Below are 16,030 nucleotides of genomic sequence, written 5' to 3'. Positions count from 1 at the left end.
CTTGCGGTTCAAGCCGGGAGGTTCCATAGGAGCGCTCTGATCGGGTGCGGGATTCTCCGGGAGGGAGAGTTCTCCGTGACCTTGACCCAAGACTGGCTCGCCGCGATCGACGGGACGAATGCTCTCGCGGGCACGATCGAGTTCTCCAGACACGGCCTCTTCCGGCACGCAGATCCCGTCGATGCGGCGCGCGTGATGTTCGAGGATGCGGATCCGGTACGCGAGTTCCCATCGTGGCCGGGCAAGCGCAACTTCGAGGGCAAGCTGTGGATGGCCTCGACGGGCCGGCACGTCTCGTTCGAGTCGTTCTGGGAACGCTCGTTCCTGACCACGCTGGACCGGACCGGGGATGTCGTAGGTGTGTCGAGCCAGCCGATGTGGATCCGATGGCGGTCACCGAAGCGCTCACACGCGCCCGACTACTTCGTGCGCCGCTCCGATGGGAGTGCGCTGCTCGTCGACGTGAAGCCGGTCGAACTGATCAAGCCCGAGGACAGCATCAAGTTCGAACTCACCCGGCGCCTTGCCGCCGCACTGGGCTGGTCATACCTCGTCTTCGATCAGCTTCCCGGCGCCACCCAGGCGAACCTGCGCTTCCTGCTTCGGTACCGCGACCCGGCGTGGCTCGAGGGCGTCGACATCGCCGCGCTCGGGCTCACCGGCCGGATGAGTCTGGGGTCGCTCGCGGCGGTCCTCGGTGGCGCCGCTCACTCCGGCGTCGGTGCCGCGTATGCACTCGTGTGGAGCGGGGTTGCCGTGGCGGATCTACAGCGTCCCCTGTCGATGACGACCGTCGTCGACGTCGGAGCGGCATCATGACCATTCACCCGGGCGACATCATCCGGTGGCAGGGCGGAAGCCACCAGGTCGTTGCGATCCGACCCACCTATCTGACCTTGCGCGCCGTCGACGGCGACGGAGACGACGTGGAGGTTCTCGCCGCCGATCTGCGGCATGAGGCGGAACCTGCCGCACCGGCATCGCTCCGCTCCCTGCTTGACTTGCGCAGCCTGCAGGACCTCGACGCGCGTGACCGCAAGGTCGTTGACGTGTGGCTCGAGGAACTCGCCCGGTTCGACGATCTCGTGGCGGCGGGGGTGACCAAGCCCGCGGCGCGGCAGCAGGTCATCGACAGCGTCAATCGTCGTCTCGGAACCGACTACAGTCCGGTAAAGGTTTCGCGTCAGCAACGCGCGCTCGAAGAGTTCGGGGTCAGCGGTCTTCTCGATCGACGTCGCCACGGCCTGGCCGACATGCCCGGTCGTTCCTACGACGAGCGCCTCATCGACGCGATCTTGACTGTCCAGGCCGGCCAGGAGCGGAAATCCACGGGCACCGGAACGAGGCTGATCTGGCTCGTCCGCCGAGAACTGGACGACCGCTTCGGCGAGGGCGTCGTACCGATGCCGAGCCGCGCAACGATGTACCGCCTGCTGAACGAGCTCGATGCGGGCAAGCACACGCTCGGGACTGCCCGTGCCCGCCGCACCACGGCGAATCAGCCGGATCACATGCACGGGGTGCGGTCGGGGGTGCGACCTGGTGAGCAGGTGCGGATCGACACGACGCCGATGGAGATCCTCGTCGAGTGCGACGGTGAGCCCGTACGGCCCGATCTCACTCTGCTGCTGTGTGAGGCATCCCGGTCGGTGCTTTCCGGCATCGTCACCGTGGGTTCCCGCAGCATCGACCTGGTGGTGGTCCTCGCTCGCGCACTTGTGCCGTACGCGTCGCGTCCCGACGGGGTGCGCGCGAACCGGCGTCAGGTGTCGGAGGCATGGACCGGCACGGACGGGCTCGTGGTGGAGCGGTTCGAGGCGATGCGTGATGCGCAGCCGTACATCTTCCCGGAGTCGATAACCACAGACCGTGGCGCGTCGTACGTGTCTCGTCACTTCTCGGATGCCTGCCGGACGTTGAGGATCTCGCTGACGGTCAACGCGGAGTACTCGCCGACGCAGAAAGCGAAGATCGAGCGGATGTTCCGCACGGTCAAAGACCAGTTCACCCAGTACGCGATCGCGTTCCTCGGGCAGAGCACCGACATGCGCGGCGACGAGGTGATCGCGACGAGCCACCTGCTCACCCTCGAGCAGCTGCAGGAGCTGTTCGAGGACTGGGTCGCGGTGACCTGGCAGAACCGACCCCACAAGGCGCTGCGAGACCCCCGCAACCCGCGGCTGATGCTGACGCCGAACCAGATGGTCGCCGCGTACCGGGAAGTTGCGCCGGAGCTGCAGGTTCCGCTGACGGCCGAGAAGTACATTGCCCTTCTCCCGACCGAATGGCGGGTGATCAACCACTATGGCGTTGACATCGACCTGCGCGTCTACGACTCCACAGAACTCGGCCCGCTGCGGAAGAAGCGGTCGCCGCATCATCGGCAGCAGGGCAAGTGGCCGTTCCACGTTGACCCCTACAACCCGATGACGGTGTGGCTGGAACTCGGCGACCAATTCCTCCCGCTGGACTGGCGGTCCCCGTACAGCGGTGCTCCGATGGCCGACGAAGTGTGGCGGGTCGCCCGCGCACAAGCAGCCGCACGCGGCGAGAGCGAGCCGAGCACGGACGACCTCAACGAAGTGATGCGCCGGTTCATGTACAAAGGCAACGCTCTGCCGACGTCGCGGCAGAAGAAGCGCGCGATCAGCGCACGGACCGATCCGCTGGCGATCACCAACCAGCTCCCACACACCGCACCCGAAACCGTGCCGGGCGGCGAGGTTTCGGCTGCTGGTGACGTCGGCGACAAGGAAACCGATGCGGTGGCGGCGAAGCCGGCGTGGCCGGTCGCGGCACCGTTCGGCATGACCCGGTCGCCGGATGAGGCGTGAGCGCGATGTTCGATGACCTGCTGGGAGACTTCGACTTCGATGCTCCATCCACCGACTTCGACTACGCGACCAAGGAGGGATGGCGCGAGTTCGTAGACTTCGTCGCACAGCGGCCGCTCCCGATCACACTGACCGAGTACGACACGATGCACTCCTCAGAGCGTGCGCTGTTCAACATCGCCCGCGAACGGTACATGACACTCGGCGCCCGGGTCGCGACCCCATCGCTGCGGCAGGTCGCCGTCGCGATCCGCCATGCCATGGCGGACAACCGCTCCCCGGACGCCAGCAAGTCCGGGGTGATCATCTCCGGTCGGCCAGGTCTCGGGAAGACCACAGCGGTTCAGGAGTTTGGCAGAGCGTTCGAGCGAGCCCGTCGGCAACGCGCAGGCAGCACGCGGCGCAACCTGATGTACGCCCACCAGGCGATGCTGTATATGTACGGGCTCCGCAGCTCGACGCACGTCAAGCACCAGCGGTGTCCACTCAACCGGGCGCTCATAGTCGCCGCACACCGTAAGCGCGCCTGCATTCTTCGACACGTCAACCCCAGGGCGATCCCCAACCTTGCCGGCAAGACCGGCCAAGCCGCCACACGCGCACGCGTCATCCGCTCGTGGCCATACGAGCGCGACGAACTCGCGATGGCCTAACCCCGACGCGGACGTTCGGCTCTCGGCGAAAGCGGGCGCCCGGAGAGTGTGTGCTACAGCCGCCCGCACAATCGATCATTGCCGCCCAGCCTGTGTCGCTCAATACCTCTTGTGGAAGGTGGGCGGGCGGGGCATTATTTGGCCATAGGGGGCGCGTTCCGTCGCCGACTAGGTATCAGCGAGGAAGCTATGAGAAACACGACCCGACGCTTCTCTTCGTCCAAAAAGAAGTGGACATACACGCTGGGAGTGGTGATCCTTACTCTCGGTCTTACCACGACAGCCAACACCAGCGCGATGGGAACGGGCAGCGCCCTCAGCACCTCAGGTTCACAATTCCCCACTGCTGCCGCAGGTATCAACGAAGATGACGAGGGTGGCGCTGGGGGCTTCCTGGCTGCATACGCGAAACTTCACGGGATCTCGGAACTTCGAGCCGCAGAACAGGTGGCAATTCAGGAGTATCTCGGTGATCTGACGGTCGAACTAGCAGATCGATTCGACGGTTCGGAGTTCGACTTTTGGATCGATGTCGACGGCGACACCCAGCTGATCAGTCTGCGTACTTCCAATAAGGAGATTGAGAAAGTTGTTCGCGCGGCCGCCGAAACACAACGCTTTGAGTTGGCAGTTTTTCAGGAAGACGCCTTCGCCGTGGCTCGGACCAATGGGGTCGATGACGAGCTTGATCAGCTCCAACAGATCGGTGTTGAATTCGACGGCGTTTATGTTGACGTCCGAACCGGGGAAATCGTTCTCGATGTGCCAGCTGCGTCTTCGGACGTCGACCGTGCCGATGCGCTCAAGGTCGAAGGCCTCGGTAGCGTCCGGATGGTTCCCTATGAAGGCGGCCTCAGCGATCAGGCCTATATCCGCGGCGGCGTCGCATTGGGCTCGTGCACCGCGGCTTTCACTGCGTACAACTCAACTTACAACGGCTTCCTCACCGCTGGTCACTGCGGTTCTAGCCAGAGCTACTGGGCAAACATCTCTGGCTCAGGATCGGCGGCCGGGACGTCAACGAGACGATCTCAGAACTACGGCGCTAACGCCGACATCGCCTTCCACAGCGTGAAGAGCACCGATACCATCGTAGGCAGGTTCTACACCGTCAACTCCGCAACAACTGTTGCGACCGGGGCCAACTTGACGCCCACCACAGGTGCGACGGTCTGCAGGCGCGGCAAGACGAGCGGCTACGGCTGCGGAACGATCACGAGCGCTTCATACAAGCCGACATGGACGAACGCCTGCCCGGGCGTCACATGCAACAGCGTTTTTGTATCCGTCAGCTTGACAAGTAGAGGCGGGGATAGTGGTGGCCCCTGGTTCTCCAGCAACCGACCGGTCGGAGTACATAAGGGTGGAGGCACGGGAATATCCGTGTACTCAAAGATCAACTACTCCCCGGCCTACGTGACGATCAAACGATGAGGCTCGACCTGTCGATCAGTGCAATGGTTGCGGCCTTGGGTGTGGTGGGAGTGCTCCTCGTCGGCTGTACGACGCAGGGCGGCACCGCGACAGGAACGATCGCGACGTACGAACCCTCCGGTGAGGGCGGCTTCACTGCCGCACTCGAAGGTGTCGTCTCGTCGAGAAACGGTTGTCTGGTCATCGAGCCAGATGGGGGCGGCGCCGCGGTCGTCCCGGTGTTCCCCTCGACTCTTCTACGGGTCGATGACTCCGGCCCGCTCTGGCAAGACGCACCGCTCAACAATGGGGATCGGATCAGCTTGGGTGGTGGCTACGTCGACGCGCAGACCGTCGATGTCGAGGCTGGCGCCGCGTGCGTAGTCGGCGAGGTGTTCATCGTCTCTCAGGAGCCCTGAAGGTGGCGGTTTGACCAGCTGAGGGCGGTGTCACTTCACCGGTCACGAACACTCAGGAGCCACTGGGGCGGTCCACCGGATTGCTGGCAACTCCTCTGAGAATTGTCCGCCGAGACAGCCGATGCCATCTTTGAGAAAAGACCTGATCAGTATTCACCTCGACTGACAACAGTCGTGAGATCCGACAGCTGGGTGAAGTGCCGCGCCGCGACTACGCCCCGACGGCCTTGCGTACGAGGTCGCGGATGCGCTTCTTAACGGCATCCGTGACCGCAACGACGGCGAACGAGGTCGCCCACATGTCTCCGTCGTCGAGCGTGGCCGTCTCGTCGAAGTTCACGGTGGGGTAGCGGGTGTCGAACTTCGACTTCGGCTGCACGAAGATGACGACCTTGCCGTCGGCGGCGTAGGCAGGGAAGCCGTAGAAAGTCTTCGGGTTCAGGTGGGGTGCCTCATCCGAGACGATGCGGTGCACGCTCCGCGCGACTTCGCCGTCGATGCCGTCGAGCGCCTCGATCGCATCGGCGCACGCTTCAAGCTCTTTCGCGAGCTTCGCCGCTCCCTTGAGTCCTTTGGTGGTGCGCAACTCTTCGGCGCGCTGCTTCATCGCCTTCTTCTCTTCTTCGGAGAATCCGACGCCTTCGCTGGTCTTGCCTGCCATGAGGGGCCCTTTCGTTGCGCGGCTGATGGCACCCATCCCGGTGCAGCACGATCGTACTGCCGCGGGGCACCGAGGGCTTCGCCCGCAGCGCGCCGAGCGATCAGTACCAGTTGACGGCCTGCGAGTGACCCCACGCCGCGCACGGCGTGCCGTAGGCGCGCGAGATGTAGTCGAGCCCCCACGCGATCTGCGTCGTGGCGTTCGTCTGCCAGTCCGCGCCGGCTGACGCCATCTTGCTCCCGGGGAGGGACTGCGGGATGCCGGTCGCGCCACTGCTGGAGTTGTAGGCCTGGTAGTTCCAGCCGGACTCCTTCTGCCACAGTGACACCAGGCATGAGAACTGGCCCGCGCCCCAGCCGTACTTCTCAGCCGACATTTGCTGCGCCGTCGCCTGCGCGCCCGCGGGAGTGTTCGCGGCAGCTGCGGCGGCCGCAGCCGCTTCGGCGGCCTGTCGCTTGGCTTCCTCCTCCGCCTTTCGCCGCGCTTCGGCGGCTTCTTCGGCGGCCTTCTTCTCAGCGGCATCCAGCCGGTCGCTGAGCGCCGACGCCTTGGCCGTCACATCGGCGGCCGCGTCGGTGACAGCCTGCGTCAGATCCGGCAACAGCAGGAGCGGCAGCACATCGCTGCCCGCGAGCTCATCGAGTGCCGCCCGGAGCGATGAGGTATCGACTCGAGTGCTGCCCTCAAGTTCGAGGTCGGATGCCGCGACCTCGCCGACGACGACCTCCGCGGCATCGAGTGCCCCCTGCCCTTGCGCGAGCGCGCTCTCGGCGGCGTCGGTGATGTCGGTCAGGGTCTGCGCGCCGGCCGCGGCGGCAGCGAGCGTGGGCGACGTGGCCGAGAACTGCACGGCCATTGCCGGGGTGATCGATATGTCGGCTGGCTCGGCCGCGGACGCGGGCATGGTGCTGGCGAATCCGGTGAGGAGGGTGGCTCCGAGCGCGACGGATGCCGCAACGGCCGCGCCGGCGAGGGTGGCGCGAGTACGCCGCGTCGCCGCACGGCGCGCGCGTCGCGTATCGCCACTGGGCAGCACGGATTCGGGGGCAGGAGTGAGGTGTGTCATAAGAAGTAAGGGGGATCGAGGGAGTGTACGCCGCGCACGCGTGATGCGTTCAGCGCCGGGCAGTGCGCCGTCGGGTCGGCGCCAAGTCCCCGAGTCTGCGTCGCCGTTCTGAGTGAATCGTCTGCGCTCCCTGAACGATTCGTGCACGGAAGATACCCCGGGGGGTATGCTATGCTGGCACCAGATCAACCGAAAGGGAACCACCATGTGCATGAGAGTGACCTGCCACGAATGCGGCAAGGCAACCTGGGACGGCTGCGGGCAGCACATCGAAGAAGCGCTCGCTGGCGTCCCCGAAGAGCAGCGTTGCCAGGGGCACGCATGATGCTGGGCCGTGCGCGGTCTGTGGCCGCGCTCGCCGCCGCCCTTGTGGCCGCGACGACTCTCGCTGGCTGCGCGCCTGCGGAGCCCATCGCGCTCGATGATGACACCGTGATCGTCGATGTGCGCACACCCGCCGAGTACGCGGCGGGCCATCTCGAAGGTGCGGTCAACATCGATCTGCGCTCGGAGGAATTCGAGGGCGAGATCGCGCAGCTCGACGACGAGGCCACCTACGTCGTGTACTGCCAGTCAGGCAATCGCTCAGGTCAGGCCGCGGCGATCATGGAGGGCATCGGGCTCGACGTCGTCGATGCCGGCAGCCTCGCAGAAGCCGAAACAGCGACCGGGCTGCCCCGCATCCCGTAAGCCTCGAGAGGACACAGTCATCATGGAAAACCTGCAGAGTCATGCCGCAACAAAGCGCATCGTCGTCGTCGGCGGTGTCGCCGGGGGAATGAGTTGCGCGGCGCGCGCGCGTCGCCTCGACGAGAACGCCGAAATCATTGTGCTCGAGCGTGGCGAGCACGTGTCGTTCGCCAACTGCGGACTGCCGTACTTCGTCGGTGGCGAGATCGCCGATCCCGCCGCCCTGTTGGTGCAGACCCCCGCCTCGTTGCGTGCCGCGCTCGCGCTGGATGTCCGCACCGGTCACGACGTGATCGGGCTGGATGCCGCGACCAAGACGCTCACGGTTCGCACGGCGGGCGGCGACCAGCACATCGAGTACGACGCCCTGGTGCTCTCGCCCGGCGCCGCAGCCTTCGTGCCGCCAATTCCCGGGATCGACTCCCCGCGTGTGCGCACGCTTCGTACGGTGCGCGACGCCACCGATCTGCGCGACATGTTGACTGCGGGTTCACGGCGGGCCGTTGTACTCGGGGCCGGGTTCATCGGAATCGAAGCCGCTGAGGCACTCGCCGCCGAAGGCCTCGACGTCACCGTCGTCGAGATGGCGCCGCAGCCCCTGCCGCCGGTGGAAGCAGAACTGGCATGGCTCGTGTCGCAAGAACTCGCTCGCCTGGGCATCGACGTGCGCGTGGGGGTGGCCGCGGCATCCATCGAACATCACGACGACCACGATGTCGTGGTGCTTGCCGACGGCGCGCGGGTGGACGCCGATCTGGTCGTCCTCTCGGTCGGGGTGCGCCCCGACACGTCGGTGTTCGAGACGGGCGGCGTCGAGTGCGAGCGCGGTGCGATCGTCGTCGACGCGCACGGGCGTACCTCGGTGCCCGGCATCTGGGCCGTCGGTGATGCCACGATCAGCGTGGATGCCGCGACCGGCGCGCGCCGTCCCGTGGCACTTGCGGGCCCCGCGAACCGTGCCGGACGACTGGTCGCGGACGACATCATCCGCCCTGAATCGGCCCGAGAGATTCCGCACGCGGTCGGCACGGCGATCGTCCGCGTCGGCGAGCTGACGGTGGCGCTGACCGGCGCGAATCGTCGTGCGCTCGCCGAGGCCGGTATCGATCACCGCACATTGCACCTGCACGCCAACCAGCACGCGGGGTACTTCCCCGGCGCGAGCCAGGTGCACCTCGTGGTGCACATCGCGCCCGAAACCGGACTGCTGCTCGGCGCGCAGGCCGTGGGGCTCGATGGTGTTGACAAGCGCATCGACGTGCTCGCGACCGCCATTCGCGCGGGCATGACCGTCGATGAATTGATCGACCTCGACCTGGCGTACTCGCCGCCCTACGGCGCCGCCAAGGATGCGGTCAACATGACGGGCATGGTGGGGGAGAACGTGCTGGGCGGCACCCTCGCCCTCTGGTACGCCGCCGCCCTCGACGACGTGCTCGCGACCTCGCTCGTGCTCGACGTTCGCCGTGACGACGAGTGGGTGACCGGCCACGTGCCCGGTGCGCTGCACATTCCTCACACCCAGCTGCGCGAGCGCCTGGACGAGGTGCGCGCGCAGGCGGCCGGTCGTCCCGTCCGTGTCATGTGCGCGTCGGGTGTGCGCTCGGCGATCGCGCATCGCATCCTCACCCAGGCGGGCATCGATTCCGCGTCGCTTTCGGGCGGAATGCTGACCCTGCGCGCCACTCTCGGCGCGCGCGCCGGCGACGTCCTGGTCACCCCCGACCTCTCCGCACAGAAGGAGCTTCAGAATGTCTGACCCGCAGAGCCAGGTCCCCGTACAGACCCCCAGCGCAGCGGCGCAGAAGCGCATCTCGAACCGCCTTCGCCGCGCGCGCGGGCAGCTCGACGCCGTGATCGCCGCAGTTGATTCGGGGGCGCCGTGCCGCGACATCGTCACACAGCTTTCCGCCGTCTCGAGCGCGCTCAACCGCGCCGGCTTTGCGATCGTCGCGACCGCCATGCAGGAATGCGTGACCCAGCCCGAGTCCGAACGCGCCGAGGGCGATCTCACGATCGACGAGCTCGAGAAGCTCTTCCTCACCCTCGCATGACCACCCGGTGTCGGCGATGCCGGTACCGCGACCTTCAGGAGAACCCATGTGTTACGCAGTGAACTGCAAGAAGTGCGGCAAGACCACGTGGTCGGGCTGCGGGCAGCACGTCGACCAGGTGATGCGGGGCGTGCCGGCATCGCAGCGGTGCGCCGGCCACCAGAACGAACCCTCGAGCGGCTTCTTCGCCCGTTTGTTCGGTCGCTGAGGCCGCCGAATAGAGTGGGAGGATGCCGCGGCCCGTCCGGCTGCGGCATCCTCCCCTCTTTTTCGCGTGCGCGAGGCCGTGCGACCGACCACTCGGAGAGTCATGACCGCTGTCACCCCCACCCCGGATCCGCCCACGCGCTATCGCATTGAACCCACCGTGATGCAGGCGCTGCGCAGCCCGAGACTGCTCACCCGTGAGGTGCTCGCCGGTCTGGTCGTCGCCCTCGCGCTGATCCCCGAGGCGATCGCCTTCTCGATCATCGCCGGCGTCGACCCGCGGGTCGGGCTGTTCTCATCGTTCGTGATGGCGGTCGCGATCGCCTTCGTCGGCGGTCGCCCCGCGATGATCACCGCCGCCACCGGCGCGATCGCCCTGGTGGTGGCACCCGTGGCGCGCGAGTACGGCATGGACTACCTGATTGTGACGGTGCTCCTCGGCGGCATCCTGCAGATCGTGCTCGCCGCTCTCGGTGTCGCCAAGCTCATGCGCTTCATTCCCCGCAGCGTCATGGTCGGCTTCGTCAACGCGCTCGCGATCCTCATCTTCATGTCGCAGATGCCGCAACTGGTCGATGTGCCCTTCATCGTCTACCCAATGGTGCTGGTCGGTCTCGTGATCATCGTGTTGCTGCCGCGCCTGACAAAGGTTGTTCCGGCGCCGCTCGTTTCGATCGTTCTGGTGACGCTTGCCGCGGTGGCGTTCGGCCTCACCATGCCGACCGTCGGCGACCAGGGTGAACTGCCCGAAAGCCTGCCCGAGTTGTTCATCCCGAACGTGCCGCTGACGTTCGAGACGCTCTCGATCGTCGCGCCGTTCGCGCTCGGAGTCGCGCTCGTCGGCCTCATCGAGTCGCTCCTCACGGCGAAGCTCGTCGACGACATCACCGACACGCACTCGCCCAAGACGCGCGAAGCGTGGGGCCAGGGCGTCGCGAACGTGCTGTCGGGCGCGTTCGGCGGCATGGGCGGATGCGCCATGATCGGTCAGACGATGATCAACGTCAAGGTCTCGGGCGCCCGAACGCGCATCTCGACGTTCCTCGCCGGCGTGTTCCTGCTGATCCTCGTCGTCGCCCTCGGCGACATCGTGGCCATCATCCCGATGGCGGCGCTGGTCGCCGTGATGATCATGGTCTCGGTCGCGACGTTCGACTGGCACAGCATCCGCCCTTCGACCCTGAAGCGCATGCCGTGGAGCGAGACCAGCGTCATGCTCGTCACCGTCATCGCTACCGTCTGGACGCACAACCTGGCGATCGGCGTCGCGCTCGGTGTCGTCACGGCGATGGTGCTCTTCGCGCGTCGCGTCGCGCACTTCACGTCGGTCACGCGAACGGTCGACGGTGACACCGCGCACTACGCCGTCGAGGGTGAGCTCTTCTTCGCGTCGAGCAACGACCTCACCACGCAGTTTGACTATGCGGCCGACCCCGATCGCGTCGTGATCGACATGTCGCGTTCGCACATCTGGGATGCCTCGACCGTCGCGGCACTCGATGCGATCACCACGAAGTACGCCCAGCGCGAGAAGACCGTCGTCATCGAGGGGATGAACGCGGCGACGCAGGACTTCCATGGTCGCCTCACCGGCAACCTCGGATCGGGGGAGTAGCCCTCAGCGGTGGGTGAGGGATTCCACTCCCTCGATCACCGACTGATGAGTGGATGCCGCGCCCAGCACGCGAAAGTGCCCGGACGTCGGGACGAGAACGTTGGTCGCTCCGTCCAGGGCACTCCCCTCGGGGATATGAGGGTCGAACGCGCCGAACACGGACACGATGCGCGCGTTCACCGACGTTTCGTTCGCCAGCCACACGATCGTTTCGTCTTGAGGACGGAATGCTCGGATGCTGGGATCGGCGAACAGGCTGGCTAGGCGCACTCCGTGAAACGGCGTGCACACGGTGACCAGGCCCAGGAGTCCGAGCGGCCGTGAGGCGGCATCCGTGTCGTCGTCTTCAGTCGCCGCGCCCGAATCGATGAGCAGGTTCTTGCCCACCAGGCCGCCCTTGCTGTGCGCCACGAGCACGCGGCCAGCCTCGGGGACGGGGAGAGCCGCGAGCTGCGTGCCCAAGTACTGTGCGGTCGCGGGGATGGGCCGCCGGTTCACTCCCAGCCCGTGGACGACCCTCACGCGGTGCCCGGCGGCAGCGAGTGCGTCACCCAGCGGGCGCAGAAACGTCCAGTGCTCGTAGACCCCGGGAACCAGCACCACTTCGGGAAGATCGTCGCGGCCCGCGCGCCATGCGGCCGGTGTGCGCCGGCGACGGCCGAACGTCCACGGCGGCTGGAGGATCGCCACCTGACGCCGGCCCGCATACAGATAGTCCGCCGCCCACCACGCGAGCTTCTGCGCCCACGAGGCGGAAACGGTGTCGGGCATGGCTGGGAGTCTACGAGGATTCGGCCCTCGACCTCGGTGACCGCGGCAGGATGGAGGCATGATCCAGATCCCCAGCGTGACTCTGTCCGACGGCACCGCATTCCCCGAGCTGGGGTTCGGGACGTACAACCTTCGCGGGGCGGAGGGCGTGGCATCCGTCATCTCGGCGATCGACAACGGGTACCGGCTGCTCGACTCGGCGGTCAACTACGAGAACGAGGCAGAGATCGGGGAGGCGGTGCGCAGCGCATCGGTGCCGCGGGAGGAGTTGCTCGTCGCGACCAAGATCCCCGGGCGTGACCACGGCATCGCCGAGGCGATCGGCAGCATCGAGAACTCGCTGCGTACGCTGGGACTGGACTACATTGACCTCGAACTGATCCACTGGCCGAACCCCAGCGTCGGCAAGTACGTCGACACGTGGCGCGGCATGATCGAAGCCCGTGAGCGTGGACTCGTGCGTTCGATCGGTGTCTCCAACTTCACGGCCGAGATGATCGACGAGCTGATCGAGACCACCGGTGTCGCACCCGTGGTGAACCAGGTCGAGCTTCACCCGTACTTCCCCCAGGCCGCGCTTCGCGCGTTTCATGCCGAGCGTGGCATCCGCACCGAGAGCTGGAGTCCGCTCGCGCGGCGCAGCGAGCTGCTCACCGAACAGATCATCATCGAGCTCGCGGCGGTCTATGACGCCAGCCCGACTCAGGTGGTGTTGCGCTGGCACACGCAGCTGGGCAGCACGCCCATCCCCAAGTCGAGCGATCCGGACCGTCAGCGCGAGAACGCCGACGTGTTCGGATTCACGCTCGCCGACGAACACGTCGAGGCATTGACCGCGCTCGAGCGGGGCCGCCTGTGGGGCGGCGACCCGCTCACGCACGAAGAGATGTGAGCGGCTACGCGCTCAGCCGAGGGATGAGCACGGGCGTGCGCTTCTTGTACGCGGCGTAGTCGTCGTCACCGCCCCAGCGCTTGTCGGCTTTCGCTTCGAGGAGTGGCACGCCGCTCACCTTCGTGAGGAGCAGCGTGACGAACAGCGGGGAGATCAGCGCGACCCACTGCCATCCGGCGAGCACGGGTGCTGCGACCAGGGTCACACCGATCCACAGCACGATCTCGCCGAAGTAGTTCGGGTGGCGCGAGCGCGACCATAGGCCCGTGCGGATGAAGTCGCCGCGGTTTGCGGAGTCGGCCTTGAACGCCGACTTCTGCAGGTCGGCAACGATCTCGATGGTGATGCCGAGCAGCCACACCGCGATGCCGACGAAGGTCAGCACGCCGAGGGGAGCGCGCTCGGTGGCGGCCGTGCTCATCGCGATCCACGCCGCGGCGGCGGTGAGGCTCACCCACAGACCCTGGAGGACCCACACGCGCAGGAAGCGGATCGGCGAGGTCTTCAGCTCGTCGAAGCGGTCGTCCGAGCCGGAGCGATGAATCCGCACGAACAGGAACGACCCCAGGCGCACAGCCCAAATGACGACCATCGCTGCGAGGATGATGCTTCGCACGTCGGGCGCCGGTGCCAGCACGAGGAGCCCGGCGGTGATGAGGATGAAGGTCAGGCTGCCGGTGAGGTCGAAGAAGCGCTCGGTCTGGGCGAGCATCGAGGGCACGTAGACGATCACCTGAATGGCGAATGCGGCGGCCACCGCGAGTGCGAACAGGGGGATGCCGCCCACGGTCGCCCCGCCCTGGCTGCCCGCCCAGGCGACGAGACCGGCCAGGACGACGGCGATGATGATGGCGATGAGAGAGGCACGGCTTTGCGAGTTCATTTGTTTCCCTTCGGGGATCGGGAAGGTGGATTCGTGGCGGTCAGGCGTAGAGCTTTTCGACAGCGGATGCCGCGCGTTGCAGCACGACGCTGCGCTTGACCTTCATGGTCGGAGTGATGAGGGTCGTGTCGTCGGGGGACGCCGACACGAGCGAAAACCGCTTGACCTGTTCGCTGCGGGCGACGCGGGCGTTCGCGCCGTCGATGATGGTCTGTAGATGCTCGCGTAGCTTTGCGTCGACAACTTCGCCCAGCGGTTCACTGCCGTTTTCTGCGAGATGAATGCCCGCGGCATCCGCCCACTTCCGTGTCTCCTCCGGGTCGAGCAAGAGCAGGGCGGACAGGTAGGACCGACCCTCGCCGACCATCACCGCGTGAGCGACCAACGGGCTGGCCTCGACGTGGCGTTCCCACGCGGTGGGAACGATCGTCTTGCCGTTCGAGGTGACGATCACGTCCTTGAGGCGCCCCTCGAGAATGATGCGTCCTTCGTCGTCGATGCGCCCGAGGTCGCCGGTGCGGAAGTAGCCGTCGACGAACGCCGTGGCGTTGTGGTGCGGATCGCGGTAGCCGCTGAACACGCCGATGCCGCGTGCGAGGATCTCGCCTTCATCGCTGATGCGGACCTCCGACCCCGGGAGGGGCGATCCCACGGTGCCGGAACGGATGTTGCCGGGCAGGTTCCCGGTGAGCGGAGCCGTGGTCTCGGTGAGGCCGTACCCCTCGATGACGGGCACGCCGAGTCCGCGGAAGAACAGCGACAAGGGGGCATCGAGCGCGGCACCACCCGACAGGATGTAGTCGACGCGCCCGCCCATCACGTCGCGAAGGCGCGAGAAGAAGAGGCGGTCGAACAGTGCTCTGCGCACGCGCAGCCCGACGCCGACGCGGGTGCCGGCGTCCGCTTCGAGTTCTTCGCGGGATCGACCCCAATGCTCGGCGGTATCGGTAGCGGCGCGCCACACGCGGGAGAGCCCGCGCGCCGCGGCCTTGTCCGCTGCGGCAGCCTGGATCTTCTGCAGCACGCGCGGAACGACGACCAGGAATGTCGGACGCAGGTCGCTGAGCGTCGCGACGACCGCGGTGGTGTCGGACAGGTGCGCGATGCGCATTCCGCTTGCGAGGCAGATCAGCTGCAACCCCCGGGCCAGCACGTGCGCGAGGGGCAGGAAGATGATGGTGTTTCCGCCGGGGTGGACGACCTCGCCGTAGGCGGCCGCGATGTTGAGTACCTGGCCGAGGAAGTTGCGGTGCGTGAGCACCGCGCCCTTCGGTTCGCCCGTGGTCCCTGAGGTGTAGACGATCGTCGCGGGGGAGTCGAGCCCCGCGTGGACCCGGCGGGACTCGAGCTCGTCGTCGGTGATCGCGGTGCCCGCCGAAGAGAGTTCGCCGAGCGTGGCATCCATCGACCACACCCCTCGCGTCTCGTGCGGGGCCTCATCGAGTGCGGTGGACAGCATTTCTGCCTGCGTGTCGGTTCCCGCGATCGCCACCCGAACTTCGGCATCAGCGACGATCGCGGCGACCTGGGTGGGCGACGACGTGTCGTAGATCGGCACGACGACGGCGCCGGCGAACCACGACGCGAGGTCCGCCACCGCCCACTCGTAGCGAGTGGGTGCCATGATCGCGATTGCATCGCCCGGGTTCACACCGACGGCGATGAAGCCCTTGGCGAGTGCGCGAACCTCATCGAGGAAGGCGCGCGTCGACACCTGGTGCCACGCGCCGGGGGCGGTGTGGTCGGGAACATCGAAGGCCGCGTGATCGGGCGCGGCAATCGCACGCCGGACGAGCAGATCGGTGACGTTTCGATGGTCGTCGACATCGACCAGGAGCGCGGTCGCGGATTCTTGCACCGGGTGGGTCCTTT

General features: G+C 66.6%; 16 protein-coding genes. 11 read left to right on the top strand and 5 right to left on the bottom strand.

Going from position 1 to position 16,030, the window contains the following annotated elements; translation table 11 throughout:
- Nucleotides 1-75 precede the first annotated feature (75 nt).
- The 5 genes from ON062_RS06110 to ON062_RS06090 all read left to right on the top strand — a co-directional run bounded on the left by ON062_RS06110 (nt 76) and on the right by ON062_RS06090 (nt 5,319).
- Complete coding sequence (locus ON062_RS06110) at nt 76-819, top strand: TnsA-like heteromeric transposase endonuclease subunit (protein ID WP_274646234.1); 744 nt, start codon at nt 76-78, stop codon at nt 817-819.
- Complete coding sequence (locus ON062_RS06105; RefSeq protein ID WP_274646233.1) at nt 816-2,834, top strand: hypothetical protein; 2,019 nt, start codon at nt 816-818, stop codon at nt 2,832-2,834. Before ON062_RS06110 ends, ON062_RS06105 begins: the two co-directional genes overlap by 4 nt.
- On the top strand, nt 2,831-3,487 hold the full coding sequence (locus ON062_RS06100) for a hypothetical protein (protein ID WP_274646232.1): 657 nt from the start codon (nt 2,831-2,833) through the stop codon (nt 3,485-3,487). The genes ON062_RS06105 and ON062_RS06100 overlap by 4 nt, the downstream gene beginning before the upstream one ends.
- Before the next feature lie 189 nt (nt 3,488-3,676).
- Nucleotides 3,677-4,921, top strand: a complete 1,245-nt coding sequence (locus tag ON062_RS06095) for a S1 family peptidase (protein WP_274646231.1) — start codon at nt 3,677-3,679, stop codon at nt 4,919-4,921.
- On the top strand, nt 4,918-5,319 hold the full coding sequence (locus ON062_RS06090) for a hypothetical protein (RefSeq protein WP_274646230.1): 402 nt from the start codon (nt 4,918-4,920) through the stop codon (nt 5,317-5,319). The genes ON062_RS06095 and ON062_RS06090 overlap by 4 nt, the downstream gene beginning before the upstream one ends.
- A gap of 211 nt (nt 5,320-5,530) precedes the next feature.
- On the opposite strand, the gene ON062_RS06085 is transcribed toward ON062_RS06090, so the two are convergent.
- Together ON062_RS06085 and ON062_RS06080 are read right to left on the bottom strand one after the other, a co-directional pair.
- Nucleotides 5,531-5,980 (bottom strand): hypothetical protein, encoded by a 450-nt coding sequence (locus ON062_RS06085; protein WP_274646229.1) that lies wholly within the window; start codon nt 5,978-5,980, stop codon nt 5,531-5,533.
- A gap of 100 nt (nt 5,981-6,080) precedes the next feature.
- On the bottom strand, nt 6,081-7,046 hold the full coding sequence (locus ON062_RS06080) for a phospholipase (RefSeq protein ID WP_274646228.1): 966 nt from the start codon (nt 7,044-7,046) through the stop codon (nt 6,081-6,083).
- A 321-nt stretch (nt 7,047-7,367) separates the two neighbouring features.
- On the opposite strand from ON062_RS06080, the gene ON062_RS06075 reads away from it, so the two are divergent.
- From ON062_RS06075 to ON062_RS06055, 5 genes are all read left to right on the top strand, one after another.
- Nucleotides 7,368-7,736 carry a rhodanese-like domain-containing protein gene (locus ON062_RS06075; RefSeq protein ID WP_274646227.1) on the top strand — a complete coding sequence of 123 codons (369 nt, stop codon included), beginning with the start codon at nt 7,368-7,370 and terminating at the stop codon, nt 7,734-7,736.
- A 22-nt stretch (nt 7,737-7,758) separates the two neighbouring features.
- Nucleotides 7,759-9,495 carry an FAD-dependent oxidoreductase gene (locus ON062_RS06070; RefSeq protein ID WP_274646226.1) on the top strand — a complete coding sequence of 579 codons (1,737 nt, stop codon included), beginning with the start codon at nt 7,759-7,761 and terminating at the stop codon, nt 9,493-9,495.
- Complete coding sequence (locus ON062_RS06065; protein ID WP_274646225.1) at nt 9,488-9,790, top strand: metal-sensitive transcriptional regulator; 303 nt, start codon at nt 9,488-9,490, stop codon at nt 9,788-9,790. The genes ON062_RS06070 and ON062_RS06065 overlap by 8 nt, the downstream gene beginning before the upstream one ends.
- 46 nt (nt 9,791-9,836) lie before the next feature.
- On the top strand, nt 9,837-9,998 hold the full coding sequence (locus ON062_RS06060) for a hypothetical protein (RefSeq protein WP_274646224.1): 162 nt from the start codon (nt 9,837-9,839) through the stop codon (nt 9,996-9,998).
- 102 nt (nt 9,999-10,100) lie between these two features.
- The gene (locus tag ON062_RS06055) at nt 10,101-11,612 is read left to right on the top strand and encodes a SulP family inorganic anion transporter (protein WP_274646223.1); all 1,512 of its coding nucleotides are present in this window, start codon (nt 10,101-10,103) and stop codon (nt 11,610-11,612) included.
- A gap of 3 nt (nt 11,613-11,615) precedes the next feature.
- On the opposite strand, the gene ON062_RS06050 is transcribed toward ON062_RS06055, so the two are convergent.
- Nucleotides 11,616-12,383, bottom strand: a complete 768-nt coding sequence (locus ON062_RS06050) for a triacylglycerol lipase (protein ID WP_274646222.1) — start codon at nt 12,381-12,383, stop codon at nt 11,616-11,618.
- Nucleotides 12,384-12,441: 58 nt separating this feature from the next.
- Between ON062_RS06050 and ON062_RS06045 the strand changes: the two genes are divergently transcribed.
- The gene (locus ON062_RS06045) at nt 12,442-13,275 is read left to right on the top strand and encodes an aldo/keto reductase (RefSeq protein WP_274646221.1); all 834 of its coding nucleotides are present in this window, start codon (nt 12,442-12,444) and stop codon (nt 13,273-13,275) included.
- A 4-nt stretch (nt 13,276-13,279) separates the two neighbouring features.
- On the opposite strand, the gene ON062_RS06040 is transcribed toward ON062_RS06045, so the two are convergent.
- Both ON062_RS06040 and ON062_RS06035 read right to left on the bottom strand, forming a co-directional pair.
- Complete coding sequence (locus ON062_RS06040) at nt 13,280-14,158, bottom strand: DUF1295 domain-containing protein (protein WP_274646220.1); 879 nt, start codon at nt 14,156-14,158, stop codon at nt 13,280-13,282.
- A 40-nt stretch (nt 14,159-14,198) separates the two neighbouring features.
- A complete protein-coding gene (locus ON062_RS06035; protein WP_274646219.1) occupies nt 14,199-16,016 on the bottom strand; it encodes a long-chain fatty acid--CoA ligase in 1,818 nt (605 codons plus the stop codon).
- Nucleotides 16,017-16,030 lie beyond the last annotated feature (14 nt).

Origin of the sequence: Microbacterium sp. C7(2022) (assembly GCF_028823665.1) — a bacterium.
Lineage (GTDB): Bacteria > Actinomycetota > Actinomycetes > Actinomycetales > Microbacteriaceae > Microbacterium.
The sequence above is the reverse complement of the archived record's forward strand: the minus strand, read 5'-3'. Positions and strand labels throughout refer to the sequence as shown.